Source organism: Sphingobacteruim zhuxiongii, from assembly GCF_009557615.1.
GTDB lineage: Bacteria > Bacteroidota > Bacteroidia > Sphingobacteriales > Sphingobacteriaceae > Sphingobacterium > Sphingobacterium zhuxiongii.
The window spans coordinates 707,607-724,351 of the sequence record NZ_CP045652.1; the positions used below are offsets into that span (position 1 = coordinate 707,607).

16 protein-coding genes and 1 pseudogene are annotated in these 16,745 nt (G+C 38.3%); 9 read left to right on the forward strand and 8 right to left on the reverse strand.

Going from position 1 to position 16,745, the window contains the following annotated elements; all coding sequences use genetic code 11:
- Positions 1 to 2: 2 nt before the first annotated feature.
- The 7 genes from GFH32_RS03030 to GFH32_RS03060 form a co-directional block, all read right to left on the reverse strand.
- Complete coding sequence (locus tag GFH32_RS03030; RefSeq protein WP_153509673.1) at positions 3 to 530, reverse strand: acyl-CoA thioesterase; 528 nt, start codon at positions 528 to 530, stop codon at positions 3 to 5.
- Entirely contained in the window at positions 520 to 1,449 is a 930-nt protein-coding gene (locus GFH32_RS03035; RefSeq protein WP_153509674.1) for an SDR family oxidoreductase, read from the reverse strand. Before GFH32_RS03035 ends, GFH32_RS03030 begins: the two co-directional genes overlap by 11 nt.
- A gap of 1 nt (position 1,450) precedes the next feature.
- On the reverse strand, positions 1,451 to 2,401 hold the full coding sequence (locus GFH32_RS03040; protein ID WP_153509675.1) for a M20/M25/M40 family metallo-hydrolase: 951 nt from the start codon (positions 2,399 to 2,401) through the stop codon (positions 1,451 to 1,453).
- Positions 2,402 to 2,471: 70 nt separating this feature from the next.
- Complete coding sequence (locus GFH32_RS03045) at positions 2,472 to 3,122, reverse strand: lipoprotein signal peptidase (protein WP_153509676.1); 651 nt, start codon at positions 3,120 to 3,122, stop codon at positions 2,472 to 2,474.
- Positions 3,123 to 3,176: 54 nt separating this feature from the next.
- Positions 3,177 to 3,560: a TraR/DksA family transcriptional regulator gene (locus GFH32_RS03050; RefSeq protein WP_153509677.1), complete on the reverse strand. Its 384-nt coding sequence runs from the start codon at positions 3,558 to 3,560 to the stop codon at positions 3,177 to 3,179.
- A 3-nt stretch (positions 3,561 to 3,563) separates the two neighbouring features.
- Complete coding sequence (gene ileS, locus GFH32_RS03055; protein WP_153509678.1) at positions 3,564 to 6,977, reverse strand: isoleucine--tRNA ligase; 3,414 nt, start codon at positions 6,975 to 6,977, stop codon at positions 3,564 to 3,566.
- 509 nt (positions 6,978 to 7,486) lie between these two features.
- Positions 7,487 to 7,840, reverse strand: a complete 354-nt coding sequence (locus GFH32_RS03060) for a HesB/IscA family protein (RefSeq protein ID WP_153509679.1) — start codon at positions 7,838 to 7,840, stop codon at positions 7,487 to 7,489.
- 89 nt (positions 7,841 to 7,929) lie between these two features.
- Here GFH32_RS03060 and GFH32_RS03065 point away from each other — a divergent pair, with 89 nt between their 5' ends.
- From GFH32_RS03065 to GFH32_RS18315, 7 genes are all read left to right on the forward strand, one after another.
- Positions 7,930 to 8,454 carry a DUF7935 family protein gene (locus GFH32_RS03065; protein ID WP_153509680.1) on the forward strand — a complete coding sequence of 175 codons (525 nt, stop codon included), beginning with the start codon at positions 7,930 to 7,932 and terminating at the stop codon, positions 8,452 to 8,454.
- 110 nt (positions 8,455 to 8,564) lie between these two features.
- Positions 8,565 to 9,836 (forward strand): serine hydroxymethyltransferase, encoded by a 1,272-nt coding sequence (locus tag GFH32_RS03070; RefSeq protein ID WP_153509681.1) that lies wholly within the window; start codon positions 8,565 to 8,567, stop codon positions 9,834 to 9,836.
- A gap of 238 nt (positions 9,837 to 10,074) precedes the next feature.
- Positions 10,075 to 10,665 carry an RNA polymerase sigma factor gene (locus GFH32_RS03075; RefSeq protein WP_153509682.1) on the forward strand — a complete coding sequence of 197 codons (591 nt, stop codon included), beginning with the start codon at positions 10,075 to 10,077 and terminating at the stop codon, positions 10,663 to 10,665.
- Positions 10,666 to 10,941: 276 nt separating this feature from the next.
- The gene (locus GFH32_RS03080) at positions 10,942 to 11,625 is read left to right on the forward strand and encodes a zinc metallopeptidase (RefSeq protein WP_153509683.1); all 684 of its coding nucleotides are present in this window, start codon (positions 10,942 to 10,944) and stop codon (positions 11,623 to 11,625) included.
- A 289-nt stretch (positions 11,626 to 11,914) separates the two neighbouring features.
- Positions 11,915 to 13,147, forward strand: coding sequence for a phage integrase SAM-like domain-containing protein (locus GFH32_RS03085; RefSeq protein ID WP_153509684.1), 1,233 nt, complete (start codon positions 11,915 to 11,917; stop codon positions 13,145 to 13,147).
- Between the two features lie 10 nt (positions 13,148 to 13,157).
- A complete protein-coding gene (locus GFH32_RS03090) occupies positions 13,158 to 13,439 on the forward strand; it encodes a hypothetical protein (RefSeq protein WP_153509685.1) in 282 nt (93 codons plus the stop codon).
- A gap of 215 nt (positions 13,440 to 13,654) precedes the next feature.
- Complete coding sequence (locus GFH32_RS18315; protein WP_228384205.1) at positions 13,655 to 14,344, forward strand: hypothetical protein; 690 nt, start codon at positions 13,655 to 13,657, stop codon at positions 14,342 to 14,344.
- Positions 14,345 to 14,359: 15 nt separating this feature from the next.
- Here the strand turns inward: GFH32_RS18315 and GFH32_RS18600 are convergent.
- A pseudogene (locus tag GFH32_RS18600) lies at positions 14,360 to 14,713 on the reverse strand (HNH endonuclease); the annotation flags it as partial.
- Positions 14,714 to 14,902: 189 nt separating this feature from the next.
- On the opposite strand from GFH32_RS18600, the gene GFH32_RS03100 reads away from it, so the two are divergent.
- Both GFH32_RS03100 and GFH32_RS03105 read left to right on the forward strand, forming a co-directional pair.
- Positions 14,903 to 15,376 carry a terminase small subunit-like protein gene (locus GFH32_RS03100; RefSeq protein WP_153509687.1) on the forward strand — a complete coding sequence of 158 codons (474 nt, stop codon included), beginning with the start codon at positions 14,903 to 14,905 and terminating at the stop codon, positions 15,374 to 15,376.
- Positions 15,373 to 16,683, forward strand: coding sequence for a phage terminase large subunit (locus GFH32_RS03105; protein ID WP_202111208.1), 1,311 nt, complete (start codon positions 15,373 to 15,375; stop codon positions 16,681 to 16,683). The genes GFH32_RS03100 and GFH32_RS03105 overlap by 4 nt, the downstream gene beginning before the upstream one ends.
- Positions 16,684 to 16,745 lie beyond the last annotated feature (62 nt).

A 16,745-nucleotide genomic window follows, 5' to 3' on the forward strand; every position in this document is an offset into this window, starting at 1 on the left:
CCTTAAATAGCATGGTTGAATAGCTCAACCAATGTCTTAATGCCTTTTGCGTTTTCGGGTTTTAATTTGCCACCTAACAGTAGGCGTAATTCGCGACGCTGAAGTGCTTCCTCAAATAATTTCTTCTCGACATCGGTCTCCGGAATCAATCCAGGAATAGCCTTTGGTTTTCCATTTTCATCGATGGATACAAAGGTATAGTAGGCTTCATTGGACTTGACTTTAGTTCCCTCAGGCAGGTTTTGCGCGAAGATTTCCATGCGCACTTCTACAGAAGTGTTAAATGCACGGGTCACTTGTGCTTGAATCGTCACGACCTCGCCCAACTTAATAGAACGCTTAAACGATACATTATCTACAGATACGGTTACGACCTGATTTTTACAATGCTTTTGAGCAGCCATTGCTGAACAAATATCCATCCAATATAATAAGCGTCCGCCCATTAGATTACCAAATGTATTGGTATCGTTCGGGAGCACTAATTCATTCATTTCCGTATAGGATTCTCTAGCGAAATTATCGTTCATCTCTTTTTTCTAATTCTTTTATCTGTTGCTCGATACGTTCGAACGACTCGTTTAGTGGTGTTGGACGATAGCCCAATTCCCGTATAGCTTTATTTAATATAAACCCCGTTTTTCGCGGACGGTTTGTTGCCTGTCCAATTTCTGCTGCAGAAACAGATCCAACAAGTGATTTATCTAGGTTCCAAAAATCAGCAACTTGTTCGACCACCTCTTTGACACTGTATAAAGTGTCGCTTGAGATATGATAAATGCCTTTAGCATCTTGCTTAATAGCCAATAAACAAGCGTTAGCTAAGTCATCAACCCATGTCGGCATTCTCCACTGATCGCTAACGGCTTTAATAGCTTCACCCGCTTCAAGTTTATTCTTTGCCCAGAGCACAAGATTAGAACGTTTTTTATCTGCAATTACGCCGTAAACCAAAATTGTTCTCAATATGGCTGCTGAACATCCAGAACTTAGTATTGCCTGTTCGGCATCTAATTTACTTTGTCCATAAGCATTGATTGGATTACAGGTTGCGTCTTCGCTGTATGGCCCTTCCTGACCATCGAAAACAAAGTCGGTCGAAAGGAATGTTAAATGAATATTTTGCTCCTTACAAAGCTCCGCCAAAAAGGCGGCAGAACGAACATTGACTGCTTGACACAATTCAGGGTCATTCTCACAAACTTCAACACTGCTGAGTGCTGCACTATGAATAATATGGCTTGGTTTAAAATCTTCAACGAGGGAGGCTAAACCTTTTAAGTCAACTAGATTGAGTTGTTCAAAACGGTAACCTGTATCTTGAGGATTTCTATTTATGGATGCCGAAGTACAACAAAGGTCGTAATCGGGATGCTGAAGGATGTATTCCGTTAGTTTATGGCCCAGAAAGCCGTTCGATCCGGTGACTAATATGCGTTTCTTATCCATGTTAATTGGTCCACTGAAAGTCCATCTTATCTTGCTTCATTGATTGATCTATAACCTCGATTTCCAATCGTAAAATTGCTTCTAATGCCTTGTAATCTATTTTAGGTTCATCATCCGTCGACTTATGGTAATCTTCATGTCCACCGGTATGGAAGAATAAGACAGGGATGTTTTTTCTATAGAAGGAAGTTTGATCAGAACCGCCATTACCATCTCTACTCAAATTGAATTTTATCGTACTCTTCAAACCCTGAAAGATTTTTGGAAATGCACTGCTGGTTCCGTAACCAATAACTGCAAGTCCATTTTGTTCTTGATAGCGACCAATCATGTCCATATTCAACATCCAATGAATTGCTGATAGGGGAATAGTTGGATGTTCGGTGAAATAACGAGAGCCTACTAAACCTAGTTCTTCAGCGCCAAAACCAATAAACAAGATATTAAAGGTTTCTTTTTCTTTGTTTGTCGCATAGTGGCGAGCTAATTCCAATAGACCAGCAACACCCGAAGCATTATCATCTGCACCATTGTGCAATTTGCCTACGCCCAAAGAGTCACGACTCCCCCCAATCTCCGCATATCCTAGATGATCGTAGTGCGCACCAACAACAATTGTATATTGCGATTTGTTATCTAGAAATCCAATGATATTGTCAGATTGACGAATGGAATCTGCGAGTTTTACACGTCGTATTTTTGCTTCAAAGGTCTGCCTATAGCCTTGTTCTCCCTTAGGTATTAGGCCATATTTCTTGAAGTGTTTTTCTACATAATCTGCGGCTTTATGTGATCCGGGACGGCCTGTTTCGCGACCCTTCATCTTATCTGAAGCCAAGAACTGAATATGCTTTTTCAGGTTTTTAGGATTGACCTGAGCAGCGACAGTTGAAACTAAGCCGACAAGAAATAGGCAAACTAATGTAGAACATAGAATTCGAATCGTTCTCATGCTCCAAATATACATTAAATGATAAAACTGCTAAGCCTGAATGGGTTAACTTTCCGTTATTTTACTGAAATTAGTCTTCTACCACCTCATTATTCACATCATGTTTTTCAACATGCTCTTCTTTGAAATAGCGATTGTTGAAAATCAGAATTAAGAATACACCAATGGAGATTGCAGAATCTGCAACGTTGAAGATTGGTCGGAAAAAGACGAATTCTTCACCGGACCATATAGGGAACCAAGTAGGAAAGGTTCCTTTCCAAATCGGTAGATGGAACATATCCACTACATAACCGTGTAGAAATGTCGCGTAACCACCTCCATCTGGAAATAATACTGCCTTTTGGTAAGGCGTGCTCTCACTAAAGATTAAGCCATAGAATGCACTATCGATGATATTACCTAAAGCACCTGCGAATATCAAAGCAACATTGAGAATAAAGCCTCTGTTGTATTTGTTTTTCACCATGTAGACCAATCCGTAACCAATGCCGGCAACCGCAATAATTCTAAATACACTTAAAAATAATTTGCCGTATTCACCGCCGAATTCCATGCCATAAGCCATACCTGGGTTTTCAATGAACTGAATCATGACCCTATCGCTAATAACTTTGAAGCTTTGACCGATTGTCATGTTCAGCTTTACCCAAATCTTCGAAATTTGGTCAACTAATAAAATAATGGTGATCAGTAATAATGGCTTGGTATATCCTTTCATAATACATAAAAATGGTCTTTGTGAATACAAAGACCATTGGAGCTAATCTTGTGCTTAATATTGTTTGTTCTTCGCCTCAATACTCAAAGTAGTATGAGGAACTGCTTTTAATCTTTCTTTTTGGATAAGCTTTCCCGTTTCACGGCAAACGCCGTAGGTCTTATTCTCAATGCGTACTAAAGCCGCTTCAAGATTATCAATAAATTTCTTTTGACGCGCAGCCAATTGGTTTATTTGTTCTTTCTCCAAGGTTGCAGAACCGTCTTCTAGTGTCTTGTAAGTGCCTGCTGTATCGTCAGTTCCGTTCGCATTGCTATTGCTTAATGATTTTGTCAATGATGACAACTCTTCGCGCGCTATACGTAACTTCTCAAGAATTATTGCTTTGAACTCTTGCAATTCAGCATCGCTGTACCTAGTTTTTTCTGTGTTTCCCATACTTTAATTTTTTTCGATTAATAGCAATAAATTCTTACCATCGATTTCAATAGGTTCCCCTATAGCCAGCGAATTGTCGATTTTAAGGGCGTCAGCCAAAATTTCCGTACAAATATACGAGAAATTATTCTCTACAGCTTGTTGAATTTCAGTATTTTGACTTAAGGTAACCACAATGCGATCAGTAACTTCAAATCCCTTGTCTTTACGCAAGTTTTGAATACGGTTAATTAGTTCGCGTGCCAAACCTTCATCTTTCAAATCCGGGCTGATATGAACGTCTAACGCAACTGTTAAACGACCTAAATTGGCAACCTGCCACCCTTCAACATCCTCTGCGATGATTTCTACATCTTCACTGCTAATAACATATTCCGTGCCAGTTAACGTAATATTACCATTTATTTCCAGCTCACTAATTTGCTCAGCACTCATCGCTTGAATCGCTGCAGCAACGGTTTTCATGTCCTTCCCAACCTTCGCACCTAAAGCTTTAAAGTTCGGCTTAATCTTCTTCTTAATGATTCCAGTAGTGTCGGTAATAAACTCGATATCCTTGATGTTTGTCTCAGAAAGTATCAAATCTTTTACACGTTCTACTTTCTCTTGAAATGCATTGTCTAAAACTGGTACTAGTATTTTTCCTAATGGTTGGCGAACATTGATTCCAGACTTTTTACGTAGTGATAAAGCAAGGGAAGAAATGTCCTGCGCTAAAGCCATGCGTTCTTCTAGTGCTTTATCAACCAATTCTGAATGATAAGCAGGGAAGTCAGCAAGGTGTACAGATTCAAACTGTTCTTTATTGGTAACTGCATTTAAATCTAAATACAACTGATCGGCAAAGAACGGAGAAATTGGAGAGATTAACTTAGCAATCGTATCCAAGCAGGTATAAAGCGTTTGATACGCAGAAATCTTATCGGTAGAGTATTCACCCTTCCAGAAACGACGACGACACAAACGAACATACCAATTACTCAAATGCTCATCCACAAAGTTTTGAATCGCACGTGCGGCTTTCGTAGGCTCATAATCTGCATAATATTCATCTACTTCTTTGCTTAAGCTATTTAACAATGAAATAATCCATCTGTCAATTTCCGGGCGCTCATCGAAAGCAATATCTGCCTCGGAGTAGTTAAACTTGTCGATGTTCGCATATAATGCAAAGAATGCATAGGTATTGTATAAGGTTCCGAAGAATTTACGGCGAACCTCATCTAACCCTTCTTCATTGAATTTCAAGTTATCCCATGGAGCAGCATTGCTAATCATATACCAACGAGTAGCATCAGCTGAGTATTTTTCTATTGTCGCAAACGGATCAACACCATTCCCCAGACGCTTGGACATTTTATTTCCATTTTTATCTAGGACAAGTCCATTTGATACGACATTCTTGAAAGCAACAGATCCACGTACCATGGTTGAGATGGCGTGTAATGTGAAAAACCAACCACGAGTTTGGTCAACCCCCTCTGCAATAAAGTCTGCAGGGAATGCTGAGAAATACTCCTCTTTAAATGGTAAGGCTTCACCTTTTTCTAATTTATCGTAGTCAAGACCCCATTGGGCATAAGGCATCGCGCCTGAATCAAACCAAACATCAATTAAATCTGGTTCTCTATATAGCTTTTGTCCAGCCTCGGAAACCAAGATAATATCGTCTACATAAGGGCGGTGTAAATCAAGTTGATCTGTACCAAACTTATCTAAGTAGGATTGATTTACAGCTTTTTCTTCGGCGGATAGGGCGTCAGATTGAACAGCTGCTTCTAATAAAGCTTTTAGTTCTGGCATCGAACCCACACAGATCTCTTCATTTTCATCCTCTGAACGCCAAATTGGAAGTGGTGTACCCCAATAGCGAGAACGTGAAAGGTTCCAATCTACTAAGTTTTCTAACCAATTTCCAAAACGACCCGAACCGGTAGCTTCTGGCTTCCAGTTGATTGTTTTATTTAAAGCGACTAGCTCATCTTTCAAAGCTGTTGTGCGAATAAACCAACTATCTAATGGATAATATAAGACTGGTTTGTCTGTTCTCCAACAATGTGGATAAGTGTGTTCGTATTTCTTAACGTCAAAAGCTTTGTTTTCTTCTTTTAACTTAATTGCAATTAATACATCGGTAGGACGGAAGTCTTTGTCTGCGCGTTCTTCAGCAGAATAGTATTCTTCTTTTACAAAACGGCCAGCGAAATCAGTGATTTCTTTGATAAAACGACCTGTGCGGTCTACCGTCGGAACATCTTTGCCGTTTTCGTCTTTTACCAATATCGCAGGTACGTCGTTTTCACGTGCAACTTTAAAGTCATCTCCACCATAGGTCGGAGCAGCATGCACGATACCTGTACCATCTTCAGTGGTCACAAAGTCGCCAATAATCACGCGGAACGCATTCTCAACAAGCTCGTCCGATGTAATATATGGCATTAGCTGATGATAGCGTAATCCGGCTAATTCCTCGCCTCTAAATTCTGATGCAACTTCCCATGGGATAACTTTGTCACCGAAATTATAGTCTTGGAAAGAAACCTGCTGTCCTTCTGCCTTAAAGTGTTTGCTGATTAAAGCCTTTGCAAGAATAACCGATACAGGAGCGCCTGTATATTGGTTGAATGTTCTTATTTTAACATAATCGATATTCTTTCCGACTACCAAGGCTGTATTACTTGGAAGAGTCCAAGGTGTTGTTGTCCATGCGATAAATACAACATCTTCCTCTTCGCTATCAACTAAACTGCTCATCATCGGATGAATCTGAGCTTTATCTAAACGGAATTCAGCAACAATCGTTGTGTCTTTTACGTCTTTGTATGTTCCTGGCTGATTAAGCTCATGAGAACTTAAACCAGTTCCCGCAGCTGGAGAATAAGGTTGGATGGTATAACCTTTGTAAAGTAATCCTTTTTTGTATAGATCTTTTAATAAGAACCATAAGGTTTCGATATACTCATTTTCATAAGTGATGTATGGGTGTTCTAGATCTACCCAGTAGCCCATTTTCTCTGTCAAATCATTCCAAACATCGGTGTATTTCATGACCTCCTTACGACAAGCGTCATTATATTCTTTTACACTGATCTTTTTACCGATATCTTCTTTGGTAATGCCTAAGGTTTTTTCAACAGCTAATTCAATAGGAAGGCCATGGGTATCCCATCCACCTTTACGTTTTACCTGAAATCCCTTTAAAGTCTTGTAACGACAGAAAATATCTTTAATAGCGCGGGCCATAACGTGGTGAATACCTGGCATACCGTTCGCCGAAGGAGGTCCTTCGTAGAATGTGTATGGCTTACTCGCCGGACGATTAACAATACTTTTCTCAAAGATGTTCTCCGCTTCCCAACGTTTCAATACTTCTTTGCCGATTTCTGGTAAGTTTAACTGCTTATATTCCTTATACATCACGAGTTCTTATTCTATTTTAAAGGTCGCTAATTTAGTGATTTTAAAGGAAAGGAAAAATAGCATATCGTAACTCCAATGTACTATTTTACTTCGAGAACCTAGATATTTCTACTTTTTGGACTTTTTCTGCATAGCTGAGCCAAAACGTAAAAAGTTTTGGGTGATGTTGATGAGATCATTCGACTGAAGATTGCTAAATCAACGCCTAAATTGAATCGTTTCATAGCCCATAGAAGTCGAGCTTGAAAGGGAAGTGAAAGGGATGTGAAAGGGGAGTGAATTGGGTTTGATACGAGCGAAGTCTATCTTACTGAAAAAAGGGATTTATTCAGACTTGTATTCAGCTCTCAGGAATTAAGACAGAAAAGCGATTGGTAAAAAGCTAATGGGAGTTTTCTGGAGTCTCCGCTTTATGGATTATATCGGAGGTTGCTGGGCCTAAATGACAGAAAAAAAAAGGTGTTCATATGAACACCTTTTGAATTTTTTATAGAAAAAATAGTCGTTTACGATGAGAAGCTACTTCCGCAACCACAAGTGCTTGTTGCATTTGGATTGTTGAAAGTAAAACCCCGCGCATCTAAACCATTTTTAAAATCAATTTCCATTCCCGCTAGGTATAAGCCATGAGCTTTATTCATAAATAATCGAATCCCGTGGATATCATATTCTGTATCGCCATCTTTCTTTTGGTCAAAACCCAAAATATAGCTCATACCCGAACATCCGCCACCTTCAACGCCAACACGAAGACCGAAATCTTCACTGATTTCTTGTTGGTCGATCAATTTTTTAAGTTCATTTAATGCACCTTCGGTTAAAGTTACTGGAGCTACCGCTGTTAAATTATCTGATGCCATATCCTTTCCTCGTATAAAATGTTTGACAAAATTACATATTTTTAGCCATTATTTAATATTCACGACATTTTTGACAATCAGGTAACAGTATGAGTTTGAGCCCAGAATTAATCGATTTTATAAAGTCATTATTTGTAGTAGCATTTGGTGTTTTTGCAGGTTTACTTCTCGCATTTCGCTTGGCTTGGCCAAAGATCGAACGTTTTTTGGTGGGATTAAATGTTATGAAACGTCCTAAAGCGGTCGGTAAGGAAACATTGAGAACTTCAGCCTATGAGCGTCTCTTGCTGCTGATTCATCGTATGGATGTACAACAGGTTATGCAACGCAATTATTCAAATGAGTTAAGTGCCGATCAATTTCAACAGGTATTAATTGCAGATATTGATGCGGAATTTGAACATAATTATACGCAACAATTATACGTTAGCGATACAGCATGGTTAGCTGTGCTTCAATTAAAGAAATATACCATCGATTTAATACGCAATACAGCGAGTCAAACACGCTCAGTCGATAGCTTTGTTGAAACTATTTTAGCTTACTCGAGCCAGAAAAGTGAAAATTTGAACTTGCAAACACAAATTTTGTTGAAAAAAGAGCTAAATGCTTAGCAATATCATAATAAAGAAAAATAAATAATAAAAGTTAAGTAATTGATAGTCCAATTCTTTGATATTATCTATATTTGCGGATAATTCTAAAATTGTAAAAATTCCCAATCATGGAAAGAGATCAATCCATTTTTAATCTTATTGCCGAAGAGCTAAAACGCCAAGAAGAAGGTGTTGAGCTAATCGCTTCGGAAAACTTTGTTAGCAAGCAGGTTATGGAAGCTGCTGGTTCAGTATTAACAAACAAATATGCTGAAGGACTTCCAGGAAAACGTTACTATGGTGGATGTGAAGTTGTCGATAAAATCGAGACTATCGCTATCGATCGCGCTAAAGAATTATTTGGTGCAGAATGGGTAAATGTTCAACCTCACTCTGGAGCGCAAGCAAACGCTGCAGTGTTTTTAGCAATTTTGAAACCTGGTGATAAGATTTTAGGATTCGACCTTTCTCATGGCGGTCACTTAACGCACGGTTCTCCTGCAAACTTCTCTGGTAAATTATACCAACCGTTATTTTATGGTGTAAAAGAAGATACAGGATTAATTGATTACGAAAAATTAGAAGAAACAGCACGCGCAGAAAAACCAAAAGTAATTATCTGTGGTGCATCGGCTTATTCTCGTGATTGGGATTATGCACGTATTCGTAAGGTTGCTGATGAAATCGGTGCACTAGTTGTTGCTGATATTTCTCACCCAGCAGGATTAATCGCTCGTGGTTTGTTAAATGATCCACTTCCACATTGTCATATTGTGACAACAACAACACACAAGACATTGCGTGGCCCTCGTGGTGGTATGATCATGGTTGGTAAGGATTTCGAAAACCCATGGGGTATTAAAACTCCAAAAGGAGAGATCCGTACGATTACACAATTATTGGATTTAGCGGTATTCCCAGGTACACAAGGTGGTCCTTTAGAGCATACAATTGCTGCGAAAGCGATTGCATACGGTGAAGCACTTTCTGATGAGTACTTAACTTACATCAAACAAGTGAAAAAGAATGCTGCGGCATTAGCTCAGTTTTTCGTAGAGAAAGATTATAAAATCATTTCTGGCGGAACAGATAACCACTTAATGTTAGTTGACCTTAGAAATAAAGATATTTCAGGTAAAGAAGCAGAAGCGGTATTAGGTTTAGCTGGAATTACGACAAATAAGAACATGGTTCCTTTCGATACACGTTCTCCATTCGTTACTTCTGGAGTTCGTTTCGGTACTGCTGCGATTACTTCGCGTGGAATCGGTGAATTGGAAATTGTTCAAATCGGAGAGCTTATCGATGAGGCCTTAACTAGTAGAAACGATGAAGCAGCGCTTAATCGTATACATGGTAAAGTTAAAGAGATGATGGCTCAATTTCCTTTGTACAAGTAACATAAGTATATATTTTACATAAAAATGGCTCTAAACGATAAGTTTGGAGCCATTTTTGTTTCGTTTGATTAATGTGAAGAAATGTTAAAATCAATCGTAACTTTTTGAATACTCAGCATTTTTTATTCTCTTTGGTTTATTAAAAAAATATAAAAACGCCTATCGAAACACGAATACGCTTAAATAATATATTGTAAGTACATAGCAGATACTCTAGCATTTTTGTGGAGGAATAATTATGAAACTATTGAATAAAAAGAGTGACCAGAAACTGGTTCAAGCGTACGTTAAAGGCGAAGAAAGAGCAATACAAGTTTTATTAGAACGCTATAAAACTAAAATCTATACGTCTATTTACCATCAGGTAAAAGATCAATATCTCGCAGAGGATATCTTTCAAGAGACTTTTATTAAGGTGATCAATACTTTAAAGGCTGGTCGTTATAATGATGAGGGTAAGTTTTTACCTTGGGTGATGCGTATTGCCCATAATATGGTAATCGACCATTTTCGTCGGGAGAAACGAGCGCCAAATATTGTAAATAATGATGGCTTCGACATCTTTGAGGTTTTACAGTTTTCGGACGACAGTGTCGAAACGAAGATGGTGAAGACACAGCGCGATGTAGATTTAAAGAAAATTATACAATTGCTGCCTGACGATCAGAAAGAAGTGCTAATAATGCGCCTGTTCTGTGATATGAGCTTTAAGGATATTGCAGATATCACCGAAGTGAGTATTAATACTGCATTAGGTAGAATGCGTTATGCGCTCACAAATTTGCGGAAGATGATTGAAGAGAACAATTTGATGTTTCAAATTGGATAAAAGGGATATCAAAAAAAACAAGAGCCGCCTTTAAAGGTGGCTCTTGTTTTTTTAATCGTAGCACGCATGTTTTTTATCGGTCATTAACGTATCAGCAATACCAAACATACCTATCCCTAGATTGTTTCACTAATAGAATTACTTCATGCTAAATAGTAACGAAGCGCACTTTTTCTGTCATTTTGTCGTTTTTATTTAGTTTATTTGAGGAAAGTCGGGTTTGGAATTAGATTTGATGAGTATTAATAAATTAGAAAATTAAAAGAAATACAATAGATGTACTGGATTATTTTTATTGGAATTATGTTAGTGAGCTGGATAGTTCAGTTCCGTTTCAAGAGTAAGTTTAAGAAGTATTCGGAGATGCCTTTATCTTCAGGTTTATCTGGTGCGGAGATTGCGCAAAAGATGTTGAATGATAATGGCATTAATGATGTACAGATTATTTCGGTTGAAGGTCAATTAACAGACCATTACAACCCTGCTAATCGTACAGTTAACTTAAGCCCTGAAGTTTATCATGGACGTTCTGTGGCAGCAGCCGCTGTTTCGGCTCACGAATGTGGTCACGCGGTTCAACATGCTACAGCATATAGCTGGTTGCAATTTAGATCTGCCATGGTGCCTATCGTTAGTGTGGCATCCCGTTTAACGTCGTGGGTTTTATTAATCGGTGTGATGATGATGGCTTTTTCGGGTAGTTACATTGTTTTAGCCGTTGGTGTTGGTGCACTTTTCTTAACGACCTTATTTAGTTTCATTACTTTGCCTGTGGAGTTTGATGCATCGGCAAGAGCACTTGCTTGGTTAGATCGTTCTGGTGTGACACATAGCACTGCTGAACATGATGGGGCAAAAGACGCGTTGAAATGGGCAGCGATGACCTACGTTGTAGCCGCTTTATCAGCCTTAGTAACGTTACTATATTACGCTTCGATTCTTTTCGGAAGAAGAGACTAAGCGGTTCAAAGATATTACCGATGGGGTGAATTTGCTTTCACCCCATTTTTTATGGGGAATAGATTCCCTTTCAATAGGATTTCGTACATTTGCACAATTAGCAACAGGATTTCAAGAGATTAAACGATGTTTTCAAATCTACAGGATAAATAAAATATATCGTTTGTAACAGTCTGGAAATCAATATAAACCAACCTTAAAAGCAAATAAGCCCATATTTTTAATAAAACTATTTTGCTAAGTAATTTAGTATTATTATAATTGTTTTATAAATGTTTTATAAAAAATCATGGCTACGCTAAAAATAATAGCACACAATACAAGTCAGAGATCTATACTTGTCAATTTCCGAATTACTCATAAAAGAAAGCATCGTCTAATAAACTCTAAAAAGTATATAGATCGTGACGAGCTTGTTAATGGTGAGGTGCCTTTAGATTTCATATTATCCTATCTTTCCGACGACTACAAGCTCTATAAGTCGCGATTGGATGGGATATCTAATATAGAAAGGTTAGAGATAGACGAGGTCAAAAGAATTGTAGAGTTCGGAGACCAGGAAGACAGGCGAGCTACGATAAAAGAAACTATTGATTTTTGCAAATTTTACAGTGATCGAATTTCGTCATTTAATCTTAAATCTGATAAGAGAGAAGGGAATACAATATCGGGCTACGAAACAGCAATAAAAAAACTTAAAGAATATTTTGGGGAAGAAATCTTACTTAAACAACTTACCACAAAATCTGTAAAGTCGTGGTATAATTGGATGATCGATAATCAAGAGTCGCCGCTTAGAATTGATACAGCTAGACTTTATCATTCTAGGGTGAGCAAGGTGTACAATGATTTGATGACATCTGTAAACGATCCTGATCGCGACTACATGCCGTTATTGTATAATCCGTTTGATAGCGTCAAGCCTAGTAAAGAACGAAGAAAGAAACGGCCTTTGATTAGTCTGGAAGAAGTCCGAATGATTCGAGACTATCAAGGCGAGAATATCGGTGCTGGAAGAAGTTTTTTTATGTTGTCTCTTTACATGTGTGGGGCAAACTATGCTGATATATTCGACAACTGCGAGAAATGGCTTAAAAATGGCGTTCGCGCGGAATACGAGCGACGAAAAACCCGAAACAAACGGGATGACTTTGCATTTATCTCTATCAAATTATTGCCGGAAGTAGTGTTCTACCTCAAAGAGTTCGTTTGGTATAAGAATATCTATAAAAAGAAGGTTAAATATTACGATCGCATATCGCTCGAAGTGGGGTATCTAGAAAGAGACTTAAAGCTATCGGTCCATATTGTGCCCTATACCGCGAGATATATGTTTTCCAATATTGCTAGCGACCAATGTGATATTCAGGACGACTACATATCTAGAGCAATGAATCATAAACGCCCGGAGTTCTCCGAGACATCAGGGTATTTACATAATCACTGGAGAAAAATAGATGAAGCTCAACAAGCCGTTATCAATAAAGTAAATGAAGATTTAATCACTCTGGAAACCAATTAAAAACTTTAACATGGAAAACTACAACATAACATTAACTCTCGATGAGCTAAAACATCTAGTTACAACCATCATAGCAATGGATAAAGTAGATAAAACACTTTCTAAGCCGCAATTATCAAAACTTGAAGCCGAGCGTCTTTATGGAGATCAAAGAGTAAACAAATGGATAAAAGCCGGGCTTTTAAAACCACAAAGCCAAAATGGGAAGAACAGCAAAATATATTACTCACATAAGAAAATAACCGACCTTAGCTTAAAGTCATTCCACCATCTAAATTATTTGGGCAAATAGATCGTTAATAATTGTAATTACTAAAAATATTAGTAAATTTGAGTTATCGCATATTTAAGTATATCCATATAAGGGAGATAATAGGATAGGTGCGGATCTCCCTTATTTAATTTGTCTTTTCATAATTTAGGTTTATAATTGGTTAGTAAGAATCCTCTATCGCTCGGTAGGGGATTTTTTAATATATTAGCAATACAAACCAAAAAACAAAGATTATGAAAGGGAAACAGCCCAACATGAGCGTCAATAAATTGGCGGAATTTATTATTGCCAATCCGGCTAGACAACGAGCAATCCTGAAACAGCTGAAATACCCAAGCAAACACGTATTTGCATCTACGTATTACCAAACGTCAAGGGAGACCATTAAAGAATACTTTAAGAGTTCTTTCAATACCCAGGTATTATTTGATTCTATTAACGATATTAAGAGTTCAAATCCAACGGGAGATCATCAAAAGAAATTAGCTAACTCAGAAATAGAAGCATTAAATTATGTGGCTGCTTATTTGTTTTTGGAAGACAACTTCGAGGGATGGGAGTTTGAGGAGTACACTGGTGACAATGACAAGTTTATAATTCACGGGGTTGAAGTGAGCGTTTTCCCAGACCTAGTAGTAAAAAATAGGGTGAAAACGAAGCAACACTTTGGACTACTAAAAATTCACTTGTCTAAAAGTTATAGTTTAACTGATGGGTCGGGTGAATACGTAGCAAATACCCTTTACAATTACGGCTTAAAATATATGCAGCCGCCAGCGGGTTTTACACTAAGCAATGATCACTGTGCGTCGTTTGACGTGTTTACTGAAAGTGTTATAGTTTGTCCCAAAGGGACTAAGCGGAAATTTGCTGAGATTGAGGCCGCTTGCAAAAACATCGCTGCTATTTGGGATTCTATTTAACGCTTTTGTTTTTTCTTTATGGCAACAAGAACATAAGGTTTGAAAATTGTCTAATGAGCAGGCAGCACCACCCTCCGATACTGAGAGTATATGGTCTGCTTGCCATTTTTCATCGTATACGCCACACGATCGACAAAATCCCCCATCTAACTTAAATAGCTCTTCTCTTATTACTGAAGTGTCGCCCTTGATAATTTGGAATTGTGTAAGAGAATTATGCATGCATGTTTGAGAGTACCACTTTCTCTTACGACCATATAGTAGGTTGCCGCAACCACACGCGCAAGTGTTATCCTCCCTTTTTGGGAATAAGTCTTCCATTGATAGACCGCGCTGATATCTGCTATATTGATTAAGGACGCTTATCATTTACTTATGAAATGTCTTACAAAGTAAATAATAGATAGGATAAAATACAAATGATTTTTGTTTTAACAATATTTCAAGCCCCTTCCTTAATTGGTTGGGGCTTTCTTTTTGCTATGATTTTTAGCATTTGTTTGGTAGCTAAATATTTTTAGCTTAGTTTTGTTATTATTTTTAGCAAAATTTTAGCAAGTGGCAAATCCAAGAGAATTATCAGACGAAGAAAAGAAACAGGTACTAGAATACGTGCTTGAGGAAATAGCTTTGTCTAGCGTTTCTCTACGGAAAGCAACCCGTATTGCTTTAGGGCATTTCAAATTAGATAGCTTAGACCATACAACAGTTTTAAAGTGGATTAATCACTTTGATTACAGTAACCAATACGCGAGCGCGCGCGAGACCAGAGCAGAAAACATCTTCGAGGAAATAATTGATATCGTTGATTGCGAAGATCACGACATGGGTATCGATGACAACGGTAATCCAAGAGTTAACCACGATGTTATCCAAAGGGACAGGTTGAGAGTAGATGCTCGTAAATGGATGTTAGGGAAGATGCAGCCTAAGAAGTACGGTGATAAGATTGATGTTACTAGCGATGGGGAGAAAGTCTCTACAACGATAATAAACCTCGGTAGTGGAGTAAAACCACAGGAGGATGAATGATAAAGCTTTTACCAAAGCAGGAGAATGCAGTTTACTACCTCAACGATGAAGTTACGAAGGAGGTCTTATATGGCGGTGCGGCTGGAGGTGGTAAATCTGCATTTGGTTGTATGTGGCTTATACAGAATTGCCAAAAATACCCTAAGTCACGGTGGCTTATGGGGCGTTCTAAGCTCAAAACACTAAAGGAAACAACCTTAAATACGTTCTTTGATATCTGCGCACAATTAGGAGTTTCAGATCAGTTCCATTACAATCAACAGTCTGGAGTAATTACCCACACAAACGGTTCTGAAATAATTCTTAAGGACTTATTCCTGTATCCGTCGGATCCAAACTTTGATAGCTTAGGATCACTGGAGATAACTGGGGCTTTCATTGACGAATGCAATCAGATCGTTTTTAAAGCATGGCAAATCGTTAAGTCGCGTATTCGATATAAGCTAAAGGAGTTCGGTCTAATACCTAAAATGCTTGGGAGCTGTAACCCTGCTAAAAATTGGACTTATTCTCAATTCTATCATCCATTCAGAAAGAAGGAATTAAAGCCATACAGAAAGTTTATTCAAGCGCTACCAACGGATAACCCACACTTACCGGAAAGTTACTTAGAATCGCTTAGACAGCTTGACGAAAACAGTAAGCAAAGGCTTTACTATGGTAATTGGGAGTATGACGATGATCCAGCGGCATTGATAGATTTTAGAAAGCTACAGGATGTCTTCACAAATAAGTTTGTCAAAGGTGGGGAGAGATTTATAACGGCTGATATTGCCCGTTTTGGGCGTGACAAAACTGTTATAGGTTGTTGGGATGAGTTTAGGCTTGTCCGTATTGTTGAGTTCGACAAGAACAAGGTTACCGAAGCCGCGATGAAGATACAGGAGCTTGCAGAGTACTATTCTGTTCCGATGTCAAATATTGTTGTGGATGATGATGGTGTAGGCGGCGGCGTGGTTGATATCCTCGGGTGTAATGGCTTTGTGAATAATAGTAGGCCATTAGACAATCCGGAAACTAAGCAACCAGAAAACTACATGAACCTTAAGAGCCAAATGTATTATGCTTTAGCCAAGCTCATAAACGATTCAGGTCTTTACATTGAGTGTGATAGTGGTACTCGTGATATTATAACGCAGGAACTAGAGCAAGTCAAGCAGCATAATATGGATAAGGATGGCAAGAAGCAGGTATTACCAAAGGATGAAGTAAAAGAACTGTTGGGTAGATCACCTGACTACGCAGATATGATAATGATGAGAATGTGGTTTGAGTATAGATTTAAATTCGAGTTTTATGTTCGATAAAGATAAAGTGATAGTATTTGGATTAAGATTGTTGCTCATGGCTTTGGTTAGCTATGGGCTTC